The sequence below is a fragment of the Fictibacillus sp. S7 genome (genome assembly GCF_004127935.1).
Taxonomy (GTDB): domain Bacteria; phylum Bacillota; class Bacilli; order Bacillales; family Fictibacillaceae; genus Fictibacillus_C; species Fictibacillus_C enclensis.
The window spans coordinates 4265267-4282148 of sequence record NZ_QJKL01000001.1 but is presented as its reverse complement, the minus strand read 5'-3'; the positions used below and the strand labels follow the sequence as shown (position 1 = coordinate 4282148).

The following is a 16882-nucleotide window of genomic DNA, read 5'->3' as shown; positions in this document are numbered from 1 at the left end:
TTTTTAGCCCAAAAATAAATGACTACTTTTTAAATTTAGTTCTACACTCATCATAAGTCATTTCAATTATTTTGACAACATAGAATTTTCTTTCTTTTTTTAAAGCTTTTTGTCATAGTTAAATGGTAAAAAGGTTCCTCTATTGAAAGGAAGTGGCATGATGTCTATTAAACTTGGTATTCTCATTTTGCATGGGATCGGCAACCAAGATGAAACCTATGCCGACGACTTTATGAAAGCACTCCGCAGCCACTTTGCAAAAAATATTGCCTCCTTACACCCTGCCCCTGGTTCACAGGTGGAGATGGTGCCCATTTATTGGGGTAGCGTTTTTAATGAACGGGAGGAAGAATTATGGGCAAAGGTCAATAAACAAAAAACGTTGAACTATTCCTTCCTCCGTCAGTTTGTTATCCGTTTTTTCGGTGATGCCATAGCTTACCAGCCATCGCCCGTTTCATTTCCACATCTGAATCCAAATTATGAAAGAGTGCATGAAGCGGTGGCCTCAGGGATGCACAAGCTTCGGGAGAAGACAGGTGATCTGTCCCCTCTTACCGTTGTTTCCCACAGCCTCGGCACGGTGATTGCCAGCAACTATTTTTATGACCTGCAATATCTTCAAGAAAAGATTCCCGATGCCATTAAGCAATTAAAATCGGATAATCCTCTAGAAAATGGAGAAACCCTTGCCAATTTTTATACTCTCGGAACTCCTATGCCTTTATGGACCCTCCGGTATAACGACTTTGACAAACCGATTGAAGTCCCTTCTCCTCAACTCAAAAAACACTTTCCCTATTTAAGTGGGGAATGGATCAACTATTATGACCAGGATGATGTAATTGCTTTCCCCTTGAAATCATTAAATGAAGTGTACAACCGGTCGGTGAAAAAAGATATTGAGGTTAGCAGTGGAAATATTTTTACATCCTGGTCCCCCTTCTCCCATATTTTTTATTTCAAGACTGACAAAATCATTAAAGAAATTGCGCTGTCTCTCTCCGAGCAATGGAAAAAGGTGAACGGTATTTCATAGTTTTTCCGAGAACCCGGAACACTTTCCGCTTTTCCGGAATGAGTTCCTATCATAATAAGACTCTGTTTTTTCAAAAAAGAAGACCAAACATTTCCGGATTACCGGAAAATTTAACAGCTTAAAATTGTTCACAAATCGTTCAACTCTTTATTCTACAGGTTGGATTAGTCTTGGCATGAAACTTGCAAGACTACTGAACGAGTCTGAAAAAGGAGTGAACATCACATGAAGCCTGTATTATCTTCGTTTCAAGAAGCCGTTAAAGAAATACCAGACGGATCCATTCTAATGGTGGGTGGTTTTGGACTGGTCGGCATTCCGGAAAATTTGATTCTTGCTCTTGTTGAAGCAGGAACCAGAGATTTGACTATCATTTCAAATAACTGCGGAGTAGATGACTGGGGGCTCGGCCTGCTGCTGAAAAACAAGCAGATCAAGAAAATGATTGGTTCCTATGTGGGAGAGAACAAAGAGTTTGAACGCCAGGTGCTGGCTGGAGAGATTGAAGTGGAACTCATCCCCCAGGGAACATTGGCCGAGAGAATTCGGGCGGGCGGCGCAGGCATTCCGGCTTTTTATACACCTGCTGGAGTAGGTACGCCTCTTGCTGAGGGAAGGGAAATCCGTACATTTAATGAAAAAGAATACATGCTGGAGACAGGGCTTCAAGCCGACTTCAGTTTGATCCGTGCCGCGAAAGCAGACAACATGGGGAATTTGGTTTATCACAAAACTGCCCGAAATTTCAATCCCATGATGGCCGCAGCCGGAAAAGTTACGATTGTGGAAGTTGAAGAGCTATGTGAAACAGGAAGCTTGGGTGCCGACGAGATCCATACTCCTGGCATATATGTTCAGTCACTAATCGTTGGGATACAGGAAAAAAGAATTGAAAAGCTGACTGTAGCAAACTAGAAGATTGGAGGAGAGCATATGAGCACGAAAATGCTAGACAAAAAAGCGATAAGAGAAAAGATTGCCAAAAGAGCCGAGCAGGAAATTGAAAGCGGTTTCTATGTCAATTTGGGAATCGGAATGCCCACCATGGTTGCAAATCACATTTCAGCCAACAAAAGCGTCGTCCTACAGTCTGAGAACGGGCTTCTTGGGATTGGCCCCTATCCTGCTGAGAAGGACGTTGATCCTGACTTAATTAATGCCGGGAAAGAAACAATCACTGCCATAGAAGGTGCTTCCTATTTCGACAGTGCGGAATCCTTTGGCATGATTCGAGGGGGACACATCGATATCGCCATCCTTGGCGGTATGGAGGTGTCAGAGAAAGGCGATCTTGCCAACTGGATGATTCCAGGAAAAATGATCAAAGGAATGGGCGGTGCGATGGACCTTGTTCATGGTGCCAAACAAATCATCGTCATTATGGATCATGTCAGCAAGGACGGTACAAGCAAAATCTTAAAGGAATGTACCCTGCCCCTCACCGGCAAGGGCGTTGTCAACCGTATTATTACTGAACGTGCCGTCATTGATGTGACTGAAGACGGACTGATGCTTGCAGAAGTAGCCACAGGCTACAGTATTGAGGACATCAAAGAATGCACCGACCCGTCTCTCATCATTTCAGAGCACGTTAAAATGGATGCTTATTAAAGCTGTTTTTAAAAAAAGAAATCTTGGCATGAAAAGTATAGGGGGTTTTTGTAGTGGATATTATTATTATTTTACTGGCGCTGTTTTTTCTTATGTTTGTCGCCTACCGCGGCTTTAGCGTTATCCTGTTTGCGCCAATTGCGGCCCTGTTTGCCGTATTGTTGACCGACCCGGGCCATGTTCTTCCGTTTTTCTCGGGTGTATTTATGGAAAAAATGGTGGGGTTCATTAAACTGTATTTCCCGGTATTCTTGCTGGGTGCAATTTTCGGAAAAGTGATCGAAATGTCCGGCTTTGCCAAATCCATTACAAGAGCTGTTATTAAACTGATTGGGCCAAGCCGGGCCATGCTCGCCATCGTTCTGGTTGGTGCCATCCTGACTTATGGCGGGGTTTCACTATTTGTGGTAGCGTTTGCTCTTTATCCTTTTGCTTCTGAACTGTTCAAATTGGCAGACATCCCGAAACGCTTAATACCAGGAACCATTGCTCTTGGGGCGTTTACATTTACGATGGATGCTTTTCCCGGTACTCCGCAGATTCAAAACATCATTCCCACCACCTTTTTCAAAACCGATACATGGGCTGCCCCATGGCTTGGATTGATTGGCGGACTTTTTGTTCTTGCAGTAGGGATGGCGTATCTGGAATGGAGAAGAAGGAAGGCCACAAAAGCAGGAGAGGGCTATGGAACCGGCCACATCAATGAGCCGGATCAGATTCCTGATGAGAACCTCCCCAATGCATTTATTGCCATATTGCCGCTCCTTCTTGTAGGAATCTTCAATAAAGTATTCACCTCTATGATTCCTAAATATTACGGAACCGTTTTTGATTTTTCGAAGGTCGGAATGAAGGATGTTCCGCCTGTTGAAATCCCTAAACTCGCAGCAGTTTGGGCGGTGGAAGGTGCCCTTGTCATCGGAATTGTAACCGTTCTTATTTTTGCCTTCAAGCAGGTCAAAACAAATTTTAACGCCGGAATCAACGTCTCCATCGGCGGGGCTTTGCTCGCAACCCTGAACACGGCTTCCGAATACGGATTTGGGGGTGTCATCGCTGCACTGCCTGGCTTTGCCTCTGTAAATAAAGGTATGGCAGACACCATCCAGGATCCCCTCGTAAACGAAGCAGTGACAACAACCGCCCTTGCTGGTATTACCGGTTCTGCATCAGGGGGCTTAAGTATTGCTTTAGCGACCATGGGTGATAAATATGTGGAACAGGCAGATAAGCTCGGCATTGATCCAGAAGTACTTCACCGGGTCGCATCCATGGCGAGCGGAGGAATGGATACCCTTCCTCATAATGGAGCGGTCATTACCCTGCTTGCGGTTACCGGTTTAACACATAAACAATCGTACCTGGATATTTTTGCGATGACCATTATTAAGACCATTGCAGTATTCTTTGTTATCGGCCTCTATTACCTGTTTGGAATTGTTTAAGAACAGAGAGAGAAATTGACATACACCAAAAGGAGAATCAGACGAAATGGCATTACTTGAAAATAAAGTTGCTTTTATTACTGGGGCTGCAAGCGGGATCGGACTGGAAATCGCCACAGATTTTGCGAAAGAAGGAGCAAGAGTGGCCATTTGCGACCTGAACGCTGAAAAGGCAGAACGTGCGGCTGCCTCCCTTAAAGAACAAGGCTTCAACGCCATTGGCACTGCATGTGATGTTAGTAACGAAGACGCCTTAAAGCAAGCCATGGATGACACCGTCAGTGAGTTTGGCAGGCTGGATGTGGTGATCAACAATGCGGGTCTACAGCATGTGTCACCATTGGAAGAATTCCCGACAGAGAAGTTTGAGCTGCTGATCAAGGTGATGCTCACTGCTCCGTTCATGGCTACAAAGCATGCTTTTCCTATTATGAAAAGGCAGGGCTTTGGACGTATACTCAATATGGCATCCATCAACGGACTCGTCGGGTTTGCCGGAAAAGCCGCCTATAACAGCGCCAAGCACGGTGTCATCGGCTTAACTAAAGTAGCAGCACTTGAAGGGGCTGAACATGGCATTACCGTCAATGCGATCTGCCCCGGTTATGTCGACACTCCGCTTGTACGGAACCAGCTGTCAGATCTGGCCCGCACGCGCAACGTGGAGCTTGAAAAAGTACTTGAAGAGGTCATCTATCCATTAGTTCCGCAAAGACGATTGCTTACAGTTAAAGAAATCTCGGATTATGCCATCTTTTTGGCTAGCGATAAAGCCGCGGGAGTAACCGGGCAGGCCGTCGTAATCGACGGCGGTTATACAGCTCAATAAATACGTGAGTTCGAACAAAATAACAACGAGAAGAGTCCGCTTAAATTTACCCGGGCTCTTCTTTGTTTAAATGGAGGAATCATTTATGAAAAGAAAATGTTTTGGAATCATCGCGGCCGCTTCACTGTTGATCTTCTCCAGCATGCAAACCGCACATGCCGACAAGAAAGATTCCCCCTATCCCGAATTTAAAGGCGCACATGATGTTAGAGAAACAATATATGATGGAAAAGATGGTAACTGGCTGACGACCAAAAATCCAAAACAATATGAAGCCGCTACCGTTTATGGAAACCTGGGCCTTGCTCCCTACAATTGGGGAGATAAAGCGAAAGGCACTGGCTGGAATAAACTGTATCAGCCTGCTGAAATTACAGGAACACAAGTAAATGGCGCATTCGAGGATGCACAATTTGTAATCAGGGTGCCCCATAACTGGAACGGAAAACTTGTCGTGGCAGGCATCCCGGCAACCAGAAATGAAACCTCAACCGATCTTCTGTTCAGTGATTATATGCTTTCGAAAGGCTATGCTTTTGCAGCCATCGATAAAGGTACACAAGGAACATCCGATCCTGACGACCCTTTTGCAAAAGTGAAGAATGCGCTTGCCAGTGAGGAAGACAGCATCTCGGAATGGCATCAGCGATTCAGGCAGATAACGATTGCTGCCCAGCACTATCTTGAAAAGAATTATCCTCACCAGCTGATCAAGAAAAGTGATAAGGACAATCCGGCGAGCAAACTCGTTACAAAAAAACACCGCGTCCCTACCTATGCCGTTGGTATTTCCAATGGCGGTTATGTGGTCCGCTATGCACTCGAACATGACGGCATGAAAAAATCCGGTAGGCCATCTTTATTTGATGGCGGAATTGATTGGGAAGGCGTTTTATGGAGAGCGCATGAACCGAATTTAATTACATCTCTCACCCCTGTGGTAAATTCAGCTGAAAGGGCATTGTACGGAACACCCTCCGAGCAGGCAGAGGCAAGAAAAGAACTGTATAAAGCCGGGCTTCCGAAGGGTTCTGAAAAGCTTTGGTCCTACCATGATCAGGTCTACTGGTTTGTTACATTAAATATATACAGGGACGAGCTCGATCCTAATGCACCAAACCGGATTCCATGGCAAAATTACTTGAATTTTACCAACGGTGTCAGGGACCGGACCTATGACTCTATTTTTCAAAACTATGACTACAACACCCGCCCTGCTTCTGTAAAAAGGAATGTAGAAGCCATCCAGAATACTGGCAGAATCGATGTTCCGTTGATCAGCCTGACAGGCTCCTGGGATTCATTGATTTTCCCTTCCGTTCATGCGGATCCCTATGACAAGCTGATCAAGAAAAACGGGCGCGGCAATCTCCACCGCCTGTACACCATCGAGAAAGGAAACCATGTGGACAGTTTGGTATGGAATGCGGTCACGGATCCTCATAAAGAAATGCAGCCTATGCTTCCGTATGTGTATCAATCCTTTGACCTGCTCGTGGATTGGGTGGAGAATCACAAGAAAGCGCCAAAAAGCAAAACCGTTCCTGTCCCGAAAGATAATACGAAAGTGATTGACTTAAAGACAGGTGAAGAGCATGATCCGTTTACGACGGCTGGAAATTAAAGTTAAATAAAAAAGGATACCCGCATGGGCATCCTTTTTTTACTTTCCAAATACACCTTTAACGACAAACATGACGTTTGCCGGGCGTTCGGCCAGGCGACGCATGAAATAACCGTACCAGTCGTTTCCGTAAGGTACATAGATCCGCATTTTATATCCTTCCTGCATCAGCTGCTCCTGCCGCTCTACTTTAATACCGAACAACATTTGGAATTCAAACTGGTCATACGGGATGGAATGTTTTTTAACCAGGTCTTTCGTATAATTGATAATTTCATCATCGTGAGTGGCAATGGCTGTATAATTGCCATTCAGCAAATGAGTTTCGATCAGCTTCTTATAGTTTTCATCCACATCTGATTTTTCAGGAAAAGCAACTTCCTGTGATTCTTTATAGGCGCCTTTCACGAGCCGGAGATTGGGATGATAATCATTCAGATTTTTAATGTCATCCAGCGACCGGTAAAGATACGCCTGGATCACTGTTGATATATTATCAAATTCCCTTTTTAGCCTTTTAAAGATTTCCAGTGTCTTTTCACACCGGCTGTAATCTTCCATATCAATGGTCACAAATACATTGTATTTTTCTGCGGCTTCCATGATTTTTCTCATGTTGGCCATCACCAGGTCATCACTGATGTCCAGTCCCATGGAAGTGAGCTTTAAGGATAACTGGGAATTTACATTTTCCTTTGAAATGGCTTTGATGGCATCAATACAATGCTCTGTCATTTCTTTTGCTTCCAGTTCGTTGTCAACAAACTCACCGAGATGGTCAATCGTGACAGGCATTCCTTTTTCATTCAATTTTTTGATGGCCGAGATTGAGCTGTCCAGTGAAGCTCCGGCGACAAAACGGCTCGCCCCGAATTTCAGGCCGTACCTTTTTGCCAGTTTTGTCATCGTTTTGTTTTTTGCCAGAAACAGAAAGAAATCTCTCATCGCCTGTTCCATCGTTAATTCCCCCTATAGATTCAGTCTCTCTCTTTCATGGTGCCATGCACCGAAGTTTACTGAACTTTCAATGATGTATGCGCTTTAATCATATCATTAGTTTTTCCTATATTGTCTTTTTTGAAAAATTTCGACATTTTTTGCTGAAAACCCTGCATGGTTTTTTTTTTTCCTTATATCAGTATATGAAAGAAAGGGAGAAGCTCCTCTCTGTCATCGGCAAAAAATCAAGATTTCCCCCTATTCCTGCGGTGCTGTTCATTTAGTTGTTTAATCTCGGACACTACTTCTTTTATGCCTTCTTTTCCTTCCGGATACTCCTCATTCCAATGCTTTGCCAAGGCAGGCATGGTTTTCGATATGTAGGAATACAAAGCCCACATCTTCACCTTTTCTTTTTTGTCATCATCACTTTCCCCAAGAAGCAATTCCGTGTATTTCTCCAACAGACCATCAAACTGTTCCCGAAGTTGCTGTTCCATCGCTGATCCCTCCTGTTTCCGCCATTGTAACAAGGGTATTCCCAAAAAGAAAGGCAGCGGGCAAACAAAAAAAGGATCCCTGTTGGAACCCTTTTCATTTTTTATCCTTGTTAAAATGTAGACTTTGGAACCTTTATTTTAATAAGCTTCATTGACCAGTTGATTGGAGTACAAGTGCGAGGAAATCAACCACATTCAGAGCAACAAAGGTTACCAACCAGCTTTTTCTTATATGAAAGCCGAGAACATGACGGCGAGATACAACGAAAGAGCTGCGCCCAAAGATAGCAGGAAAACCACCAACATTGAAACGTTCCGTCGGATCGTAAAATAACTGACGGCAAGCAGCAGCAGACCTGCCATCAAAAATCCCGCACCGATCAAAGTCGGAGCGATTTCTACAGTAGAGTTGATGTTTACCTTTCCGTCAACAAAGGCAGTGAACAGTTTGGATGGCTTTTGAAAGGCCAGTGTCTGCGAAACATCATGTGGTGGCTCCTGCTGGGTCATAAAGCCGGTTACCGCAAAAATAATAAGGAGAATCATACCTTCAAGTCTCATCCATTTGTACGGAACAAAAGACGTGTCGGCCAGGTTTTTCCGTACCCAGATGGTGTTGATTCCTGCGTAAAAGACCACAACGATCAACAGTACATGCTTGATCAGAAGAGCCTGTCCATAATTGATCATCCATGAGTTAAAATATTCGGGCACAATATAGCTCATCAGCCAAATGCCAGCTCCAATTGTTGACAGAAGACAAATGAAAGCAAAAGGAGTAAACCATTTAAAAAAGGCAGGCAGCTTTTCCCTGTCTTTTGAAAACCAGCTGACAATCAGCAGCGTTCCCGTCCAGCCTGTAACGGAAAGAAAGTGAAGGGCATGTGCAAAAAGCCCGCCCCATTGATTTAGTGAAGCCGCATGACTTGTATATCCAATTGCGATGGTGAGGACGACGCCTATGCCTAAAGAAAGCCTGGACAAAAAACGGTCCTTCGAAACATCGTTAAAGTAAACCATCACAAATAAAAGCAATGATAATGCAAGAATAAAAAACCACCCTTTGCCGATGTCAAAGGTAAATAAGATATCATTAAGGGTTGGCCAGAAACCAAAATCCTTCCCAAGACTTAATGCCAGTTCGAGCACTTGAGAAAATGCCGTCACAGGGATGAGGGCAATCCACAACAAGAGCCCTTTCTTTGAAACATGAATGGAGGGACGCCGTTTATCAGATAGGGAATAGAGAATAAAAGTACCGATAAAAAGAGAAAAAACAAGATATAAAACAGCCTTTGCAACAAACAGCATATGAAAAAAAGTCCCCCTGTGAGTTTTTATGTATCGTTAGTAACTTACCATAAAATCACCGGGGAAACTACTCTGTTCACATTTATTTGACTTTTACGGTCCGAGCAATGGCAATGAGATCAAGCAGTTCAATCACGGCAGGTTTTTGACTTTTATACAATTCCAGAATTTCAAGCTTGCGTTTGAGTATATCGACGAACAGCAGTTTCATAATCGTAAAATCAAACATATAAAGATTTTTATCAACCAAATTATCCATTATTTCTGACAGAGCTTTGTGCTCGGGATGGCCATATTCGCCTTTCAGGTTGTGGGTGACAATTTTCTTATATTCCCTCTCTCCCAGAACCCGGCGTAAATCGGTTTCAAGTTCATGGCGATTCACGTGTTCGGTCCAGGCATCCCGATAGTTCCAAATCTCATGTTCTGCTCCAACCTCTTTCATGACGGTTTCAAATTCCTTCTTTCGGGTAGCATCATTTCGGTCCGAAATACAAATCACTTTCCAGCCCTTTTCCTGGATCAGTTCATCTCCCCCGAAAAAAATCTCATCATCCGGGTGTGCTACGACCATTAGTTTATTGGGTTCTTTCATTGTGATTCTTCCTCCTTGTACGATTTAAAACCGGTCTTTGGACCAAAAAATATACGATGACTCAGGAAACAGCTCCTTAATCATTGAATGCCGATCAGGGATCTCATCCGCTCCCCTCATAAGATAGTGAAGAAACTCGGATTGCTTTAACTCTGTATTGCCGTTCGCCCAGCTGAAAAGCCAGGAATCCTCAAGGAATGATAATTGCAAATGATCCATACCAAGATGACTGCCCCGCTTCTCAAAAACGGATTGAAATTGCTGCAGCACTTCATCCTGATCGATGATCTTCCACATGCCTTCTCTATTTTCTTCTATATCATAAGGTACATCTTTCAAGATAAAATGGTTCATGGGAAGCAGGCACCTTACCGTTTTGATTTGGGGATCGAGCAGGGAAAGAACTAACGTAACCATGCTTTCTTTTTCTCCGTCCAGACTGCAAAGTTCATGGATCGTAAGGACGTCACTCTTTTTTTCAGCACGAATATACGACAACACTATATCGTCCCTTACTGCCTTTTGAAAATAATCGTTCTCGTTCTCGTTTTCTATTTGTTTCTTCCAATACTCTTCAGACCGGATTCGTGAGCCATTCAGGGTAGTTGAAAATGCTTCGTAAATGGCACGGATGGATTCCAAATCATTTTTTGTTACCGTTTGAATGTCCAGCTTACCGCCAGGAAACGCAGCGTCCCATACTTGTTTCATGTGACCGGCTTTTATAATGGGAATGGGCTGATTTACCGTCTGCCATCCTGCCTTTTCATAAAAGCCCGGAATACCGGTGAATAAGTTGGACAAACCATATTGCTGTTCCAACAGCTTTTGTTCAATTTCCTCCAAAATCCGGTGGGTCAGCCGATGCCCGCGGTAGTCCGGATGGGTGGCCACGTTCCCTATGCCGGCTGTTTTGACCTCAACTCCGGACACCCAGATGGAAAAAGGGAAGATTTGAACGACAGAGGCCATATCCCCCTCCTTCTCGGCAATCCATGTGGTGTTGAATGAGTAGGCTGGTTCCTTTTCGAGGCGATTCTGGAAAAAAAGCTGCTCTTCCGGGAAAACCGTTCCCAAAAGATTGATTGCATTCTCCAGCTCCTGATGATCATTTACGGTTCGAATAGTAAATTCCACAGCACACCCTCCTTTATTGCATCCATTCCCCTTCTAAAGGAAAAAAAACAGGGGCTGTCGAAGTCCGGGAGCCGTTGATTTTCGTTCCAGGCTGCTCGCTTTTACCGGCGTGAACGCGACGCCTACTTTCGCAGGGCGTGCGGTGAGCCTTACCGGCGTGAACGCCTACCTTTAAGCGTCTGCGGTACCGGTGCCAGCACCTACCTAGTCTCACCTGTCACGTTAGTCCCACAGGACAAGGAACGCTTCGGCAGCGAAACATCGCACGAAGAAAATGTGGTGTTCATTTTCGAGGATCTCGCGCCTTCCACTACAATCAACTTTTCATGGAAGCTTTTTACGCAGAAAGGAGCTGCCTGAATGTCAATTTTGACTTTCAGGACAGCCCCTTCAAAATCCGCATTATGCTCTTTTTTTCATTTTCTTGGCGGTACTGCGAAATTCTTTAAGCCCTTTACGTGTGATGTTGAAATGTTGGTCCACCAGTCCGGTATCCAAAAGAGCTTCGGAAGCAGTACTGCTCATTTTCGGCTGTACGGCTTTAACCTTTTGATTGAGTTCGTCAAACGTTGCGCTCAAGATTACATCTTTCCCCAGAACGGCCACTACATCATTCACACTGTTGATTTCCTTGCCGTCAGCAGATCCTTCATCATCTAATGATTCATCCTGCTGGGAAAGCTGAGTGAGCACCTTATCCATATCGAGTTGGATCATCGCAGCCTCTTTTTCTTTTTGCAAAAGATAGCCGATATAATCGCGTCTATCATCTTCAAGGAGATCCTGATTGGCCATCAGACGGTCAATGATTTCATTTTGCACCTTTTTTACCCGCTTCAGCTGGTCTTTATGTTCTTCCAGATCCAATTGCAGTTCAGCTTCATTTTTCGCAGGCCCATAAGCATCTGTTACAGAGTTTCCATCATTTTTCCTGTTTCGCTTAAACATACTGCCCGTGTTTCCTCCCAGCAGTTGAATGACCTCATTCACCTTGGAGTAATACAGTACAGAAATGGCGATCGCAAATACAGCCAGAATAAACGATAATAAATCCGAAAAATGAAACGTAAATTTGGCCGTGGCCACTTTAAACATGAGTACCATGCAAAATAAGCTGATCAAAAGGATTTTAAACCAGCTGTTCCTGTTTTTTATTTTGTCATCCATTGTTTGTTTCATGTAAAACATTCCTCCCAACTTCTATACAACGGTGTTACGCTGATAACTTCACAACATTTCGATGTGTTTTGAGCAAATATGACGATATCTGTATTGTAAACAAAAGGAAATCCATTGAGCAAATGTAATTTATGCCTCCATTACCTATTTGAAATATGAATGGATGACTTATTATACACTTTCATTGAAAATCCTACAGTAAAATGGGAGAAGTTATGCAATTGCAAAAAAAATAAGACATATCATATGTCTTATGCGCCTTGCTTATTTCGTTCATTGCTTAACACGGTAATTACGATGTCCTGTGTATTGGTTCCTTCACAAACAGGGCACCCTTCACTTCCATGATCGTGATGAAGAATGGTTAAACAGTCTTTGCAGTATTTCATTTTTTTCCTCCTTTTACTTGCTGACTTGCTCTATCCATTTATACCCGGATTTTTTGAAATGAAAACCTTTTTATAATGGAAGCCGGACAGCATCCATTCTGCTGCCCGGCCATTGTTTATTTAACGGAAATAGCCTGGACAGCTGCTTCCTTCCGCTGTTTAGCATTTACCTTTTTTCTCTCTGTATTAAAAACAAGGTTTAAGACAATAGCCGTTAAGCTGCCTGCTACGATGCCATTATCGGTTAAAATCTGTATGCCCTGCGGAAGTTTTGCGAACAAATCCGGCTCAACCGTCACACCAAGGCCGATCCCGACAGAACAAGCGATAATCAACAGGTTTTCCTGTTTGCCAAAATCCACTTCACTCAGCATTTTGATGCCGGAAGCCACGACCATACCAAACATGGCGACCGTGGCGCCTCCCATAACAGGTGTAGGGATTAATGTCGTCAGCGTGGCCACTTTTGGAACAAGGCCAAGCACGACAAGCATTCCTCCGGCAGTATAGATCACATTTTTGGTCCGGATGCCGGAAAGCTGCACAAGCCCGACGTTCTGGGAATAGGTCGTATAAGGGAAGGCATTGAAAATACCTCCAAGAATGATCGCCAATCCTTCCGCACGGTATCCCTTTGTCATTTGCTTCGGTGTAACATCCTTGCCGCAGATTTTTCCAAGGGCAATAAATACTCCGGTCGACTCAATCATGCTGACAATGGCCACAAGAACCATCGTGAGGATGGCACTTGCATGGAAGGTTGGAGCACCGAAATAGAATGGCTGTACCATATGGAACCATGAGGCATCTGCTACCGGTCCGAAATCGACTTTTCCCATAAAGGAAGCGGCCAGCGTTCCTGCCACCAAGCCGAGCAAAATGGAGACAGCACGTATAAAACCGGTGAACAAACGGTAAACGATAATGATAAATGCCAACACGCCAAACGACAGCATCAGGTTTTCCGGTGAGCCGAAGTCTTTGCTTCCCTGGCCCCCTGCCATATCCTGAATGGCAACCGGGATGAGGGTAACCCCAATTATTGTGACAACCGATCCGGTTACAATCGGCGGGAAAAGTTTAAGAATTCTGCCGAACAAACCAGCTAATAATACAACGGCAATGCCTGCGACCAAAATAGAGCCATAGACAGCGGATATGCCATACTGGGAGCCGATAGCAATCATTGGCCCTACCGCTGTAAACGTACATCCAAGAACCACTGGAAGGCCGATTCCGAAAAAACGGTTATTCCATACTTGCAGCAGGGTTGCAAGACCGCACGTTAATAAATCAATAGAAACGAGATAGGCAAGCTGTTCGGTCGAAAGCTTCAAAGCTCCTCCCACGATTAAAGGCACGATCACCGCACCTGCATACATCGCCAAAACATGTTGAATGCCCAGTGAAAACAACTTTCCATTTGTCATTTTCATCAGATACGCGCCTCCTCTGTCTGCCGTGTAAAGGAGATGGAGCCATTTGAAAGTGATGCTACTCTTGCCAGTGATTCCACCCGGTAGCCTTTTTTAAGAAGCTTCTCTCTTCCTGACTGGAACGACTTTTCAATAACAATTCCAAACCCGGCGACGTTCGCACCTGCCGCTTCCACCAGATGGGCGAGCCCCAGTGCTGCTTCTCCGTGAGCCAGAAAATCATCAATGATCAGTATGTTTTCACCGGCAGTCAGCCACTTCTTTGAAACCGATATTTCATTTTTCTCTTCCTTTGTAAACGAATAGACATTGGCCGTCAGCAAATCCTCGTTTTGCGTCAATGACTTTCGTTTTCGGGCAAATATTACATTTACCCCAAGTTCCAGTCCTGCCATGACAGCTGGAGCAATACCCGACGATTCAATGGTAAGGATTTTGGTGATTCCAGCATCTTTAAATCTCCGGGCCAATTCTTCCCCTACTTTTCGCATGACTTCAGGATCGACCTGATGATTTAAGAAAGAATCCACTTTAAGCACCTTTTCCGATAATGCCTGTCCTTCTTTTAAGATGACTTCTTCAAGAAAGTTCATAATATATCTCCTTTACGAGGGTTTACTGATAAAAGTACGAAAAAAAGACCCGGAAAAACGCCTCTCTACGAATGAAGCGTTCTCCCAGATCTTAGATCCCCCGAAAGAGAAACATGAAGTTTCACTAAACAAAGAAACAACACGTTTTATGCGACACCCGTAGTCGGATCATTTACGGCGATCCGGTAGAGACTTGCAGGCCATATCCCTGCTATTATACGAGTCTATGAAGTTAGACACATTATAAAATAATTCTTGAGAAAAAGAAAGTATCGTTCGGAAAAAAGTTTGTTTTCCGAACAAATCTTTATATTTTCAAGGAGAAAACGGTTAAAATCCAAACGATATAGCAACTTCGTACAAAAACTCTAAAAACCGGCTTCTATTTCCAGAAGCCGGTTTTTAGAGTTTTTATTTTTTGATGACGCCGCAAAGGATCCGGTCCCCCGAATTACCGGTAGGATCGGTTTTGTAATCATCCTCCTGGGCGTGTACAACAAGAGCCGTACCTCCCTCTTTCAGCAGAGAATTATCCTTGCCCTCCTGAAGCGTAACAAAAGATGACATTAAATCAGCGCTTGCATTTCCGGATTGGTCGGCCATAATATTTTTTAAATCTCCCACATGCGGTCCTTTTGGGTTTTCAAATCCATGCTGTTTATTGGTGGTGTTAAAGTGCTTGCCAGCTGATTCGAATTTTGGCACTTCACATACGCCGTTTTCATGAAAGTGGATGCCATGCTTGCCTGGTGTCAGCCCTTTGGCTTCTACTTTTACTTTTACGCCTTCAGCGGCTTGTTCAAGGGTCGCAGTCCCTGCCTTCTGTCCGTGCGAATTCATGAGCTGGACCGTAATCGGGGAGGATTTGGACATGCTTGAAGCCCCCTCCGACTTTGGATCACTTTTCATATTGTTATTATTACTGCTGCAAGCTGAAAGCAGGATACCAAGCGTGAGGATACCCACACCCTTTGCCCATTTTTTCATAAAAATACCTCCTTTAAAAGTCAACTCATTTAAGTGTTGACGGAAAAGGAGGACATTTAAACCTTTAACAATAGAAATAAACCCTGGGAAGGATATTTTTCCAGTCACACTTCCGGTTTCTGAAACTTTAGACCCTTATGTACATTCGTTTACTTTGTAGTTAAATCTTCTATTGTAATATTTTTCACATGAACCAAATACGTTAAAGCACTTTTGAAGGATGAAAACACCGGAACATTTAAGGAGATATCAGCTTGTACAATGCCCAGGCTGAGCTCTGCACTAAATCCTGTTAAAAGTGCATCAACTCCCATGAGCCGCAAAGAAGCAGTCAACTGTTCAATTTGCAGAGCCAGTTCCTGTATTCCCAGTGCCGAAACCTGGAGCGTAGTAATTCCTGTAAAATCCACCACAACCGTGGTCATTCTCTGGCTGGCTACAGCATACAAAAGTCTGGTACGAATTTGCTCCAGTTGGTATACAGAAAGATCACCAGCTAAAGGAACAAGGATAGTATCGGGAATAATAGAAGGAATCATAGGCACCGAAAGTTCAGAAATCACGGATTCTTGCTCCTTCAGCAATTCTTCTTTATGAGCCACATCATCCTTATATTTGTTTTCAAAGGCCCGGCTTAAAGAGTAGATGGTATAATCATTATTTCTGATCAACAATGAACCCATCTCAAAAACATTAAATCCTGTAAAAAGCTCTTGTTCAAAGGCGTACTCCAATTTACTCCATATTTCCTGGCGCAGCAAACTTAACTCCTGGATGGCTGTCTCCATCTCTTTTTGATAACGGTAATAGAAATCCGCCGCTCTCCTTGTCCAAGGATCGATGCTTTTTTTTAAGTCTTCCTTATCTTTATGCAAATTTTGACCGATCAAATCAATAAATTCAGAAATCATGCCAACATCCAAAAGAAAAACATGGTCTCTCGTATTTTGATTTATGAACTCTTTTTTACTTTGGCTGCTGATCCACCGGCCGATTTCCTCTATTGTTTCTACCATTGATTCGCTTCCTCTCCACCATTAACAACTTCTTTTATACCCTTTATTTTATCAATAAGCATGTGATTTTGCTTTATAATCCAATTAAAAAGCCACCTTTTTTAAAAAGGCGGCTACTCTATTATATATCCCTTCTCAATGCTTTCAAAACATCCACTTGAGTTGCACGGACGGCTGGACGCAATCCGGAGATCAAGGTAACACCGAAGCAAATGGAAATACAGATCAATGGTAAAGATACCGGAATGT

At 43.7% G+C, this 16882-nt stretch carries 17 protein-coding genes and 1 riboswitch; of the genes, 6 read left to right on the top strand and 11 right to left on the bottom strand.

All coding sequences use genetic code 11. From position 1 onward, the window contains the following. Nucleotides 1-160: 160 nt before the first annotated feature. From DMO16_RS21735 to DMO16_RS21710, 6 genes are all read left to right on the top strand, one after another. Nucleotides 161-1039: a chemotaxis protein gene (locus DMO16_RS21735; protein WP_129480011.1), complete on the top strand. Its 879-nt coding sequence runs from the start codon at nucleotides 161-163 to the stop codon at nucleotides 1037-1039. A 225-nt stretch (nucleotides 1040-1264) separates the two neighbouring features. Further along, on the top strand, nucleotides 1265-1954 hold the full coding sequence (locus DMO16_RS21730; RefSeq protein ID WP_129480010.1) for a CoA transferase subunit A: 690 nt from the start codon (nucleotides 1265-1267) through the stop codon (nucleotides 1952-1954). A gap of 18 nt (nucleotides 1955-1972) precedes the next feature. Further along, nucleotides 1973-2650 (top strand): CoA transferase subunit B, encoded by a 678-nt coding sequence (locus DMO16_RS21725; protein ID WP_206738149.1) that lies wholly within the window; start codon nucleotides 1973-1975, stop codon nucleotides 2648-2650. A 53-nt stretch (nucleotides 2651-2703) separates the two neighbouring features. Beyond that, the gene (locus DMO16_RS21720; RefSeq protein WP_129480009.1) at nucleotides 2704-4098 is read left to right on the top strand and encodes a GntP family permease; all 1395 of its coding nucleotides are present in this window, start codon (nucleotides 2704-2706) and stop codon (nucleotides 4096-4098) included. Between the two features lie 46 nt (nucleotides 4099-4144). After that, nucleotides 4145-4927: a 3-hydroxybutyrate dehydrogenase gene (locus DMO16_RS21715; protein ID WP_129480008.1), complete on the top strand. Its 783-nt coding sequence runs from the start codon at nucleotides 4145-4147 to the stop codon at nucleotides 4925-4927. Nucleotides 4928-5012: 85 nt separating this feature from the next. Next, nucleotides 5013-6551, top strand: coding sequence for an alpha/beta hydrolase (locus DMO16_RS21710; RefSeq protein ID WP_129480007.1), 1539 nt, complete (start codon nucleotides 5013-5015; stop codon nucleotides 6549-6551). 39 nt (nucleotides 6552-6590) lie between these two features. Here the strand turns inward: DMO16_RS21710 and DMO16_RS21705 are convergent, their stop codons facing one another. The 11 genes from DMO16_RS21705 to DMO16_RS21660 form a co-directional block, all read right to left on the bottom strand. Beyond that, nucleotides 6591-7508, bottom strand: a complete 918-nt coding sequence (locus DMO16_RS21705) for a proline dehydrogenase family protein (RefSeq protein WP_129480006.1) — start codon at nucleotides 7506-7508, stop codon at nucleotides 6591-6593. A 227-nt stretch (nucleotides 7509-7735) separates the two neighbouring features. Then, entirely contained in the window at nucleotides 7736-7990 is a 255-nt protein-coding gene (locus DMO16_RS21700) for a YusU family protein (protein WP_129480005.1), read from the bottom strand. Between the two features lie 228 nt (nucleotides 7991-8218). Continuing rightward, nucleotides 8219-9301, bottom strand: a complete 1083-nt coding sequence (locus DMO16_RS21695) for a copper resistance D family protein (protein WP_129480004.1) — start codon at nucleotides 9299-9301, stop codon at nucleotides 8219-8221. Between the two features lie 82 nt (nucleotides 9302-9383). Further along, nucleotides 9384-9896, bottom strand: a complete 513-nt coding sequence (locus DMO16_RS21690) for a PIG-L family deacetylase (RefSeq protein WP_129480003.1) — start codon at nucleotides 9894-9896, stop codon at nucleotides 9384-9386. 24 nt (nucleotides 9897-9920) lie between these two features. Then, nucleotides 9921-11033 (bottom strand): GNAT family N-acetyltransferase, encoded by a 1113-nt coding sequence (locus tag DMO16_RS21685; RefSeq protein WP_129480002.1) that lies wholly within the window; start codon nucleotides 11031-11033, stop codon nucleotides 9921-9923. Between the two features lie 402 nt (nucleotides 11034-11435). Beyond that, nucleotides 11436-12212: a hypothetical protein gene (locus tag DMO16_RS21680; RefSeq protein WP_129480001.1), complete on the bottom strand. Its 777-nt coding sequence runs from the start codon at nucleotides 12210-12212 to the stop codon at nucleotides 11436-11438. A 251-nt stretch (nucleotides 12213-12463) separates the two neighbouring features. Further along, nucleotides 12464-12601: a hypothetical protein gene (locus tag DMO16_RS24440; protein WP_156412573.1), complete on the bottom strand. Its 138-nt coding sequence runs from the start codon at nucleotides 12599-12601 to the stop codon at nucleotides 12464-12466. A gap of 116 nt (nucleotides 12602-12717) precedes the next feature. Then, on the bottom strand, nucleotides 12718-14037 hold the full coding sequence (locus DMO16_RS21675; RefSeq protein WP_061972134.1) for a nucleobase:cation symporter-2 family protein: 1320 nt from the start codon (nucleotides 14035-14037) through the stop codon (nucleotides 12718-12720). Continuing rightward, a complete protein-coding gene (locus DMO16_RS21670; RefSeq protein WP_129480000.1) occupies nucleotides 14037-14630 on the bottom strand; it encodes a xanthine phosphoribosyltransferase in 594 nt (197 codons plus the stop codon). The genes DMO16_RS21675 and DMO16_RS21670 overlap by 1 nt, the downstream gene beginning before the upstream one ends. Before the next feature lie 140 nt (nucleotides 14631-14770). Continuing rightward, nucleotides 14771-14872, bottom strand: a riboswitch (purine riboswitch). A gap of 169 nt (nucleotides 14873-15041) precedes the next feature. Continuing rightward, complete coding sequence (locus tag DMO16_RS21665) at nucleotides 15042-15617, bottom strand: superoxide dismutase family protein (RefSeq protein ID WP_061972132.1); 576 nt, start codon at nucleotides 15615-15617, stop codon at nucleotides 15042-15044. A gap of 149 nt (nucleotides 15618-15766) precedes the next feature. Further along, nucleotides 15767-16633, bottom strand: a complete 867-nt coding sequence (locus tag DMO16_RS21660) for an STAS domain-containing protein (protein WP_129479999.1) — start codon at nucleotides 16631-16633, stop codon at nucleotides 15767-15769. Nucleotides 16634-16882 lie beyond the last annotated feature (249 nt).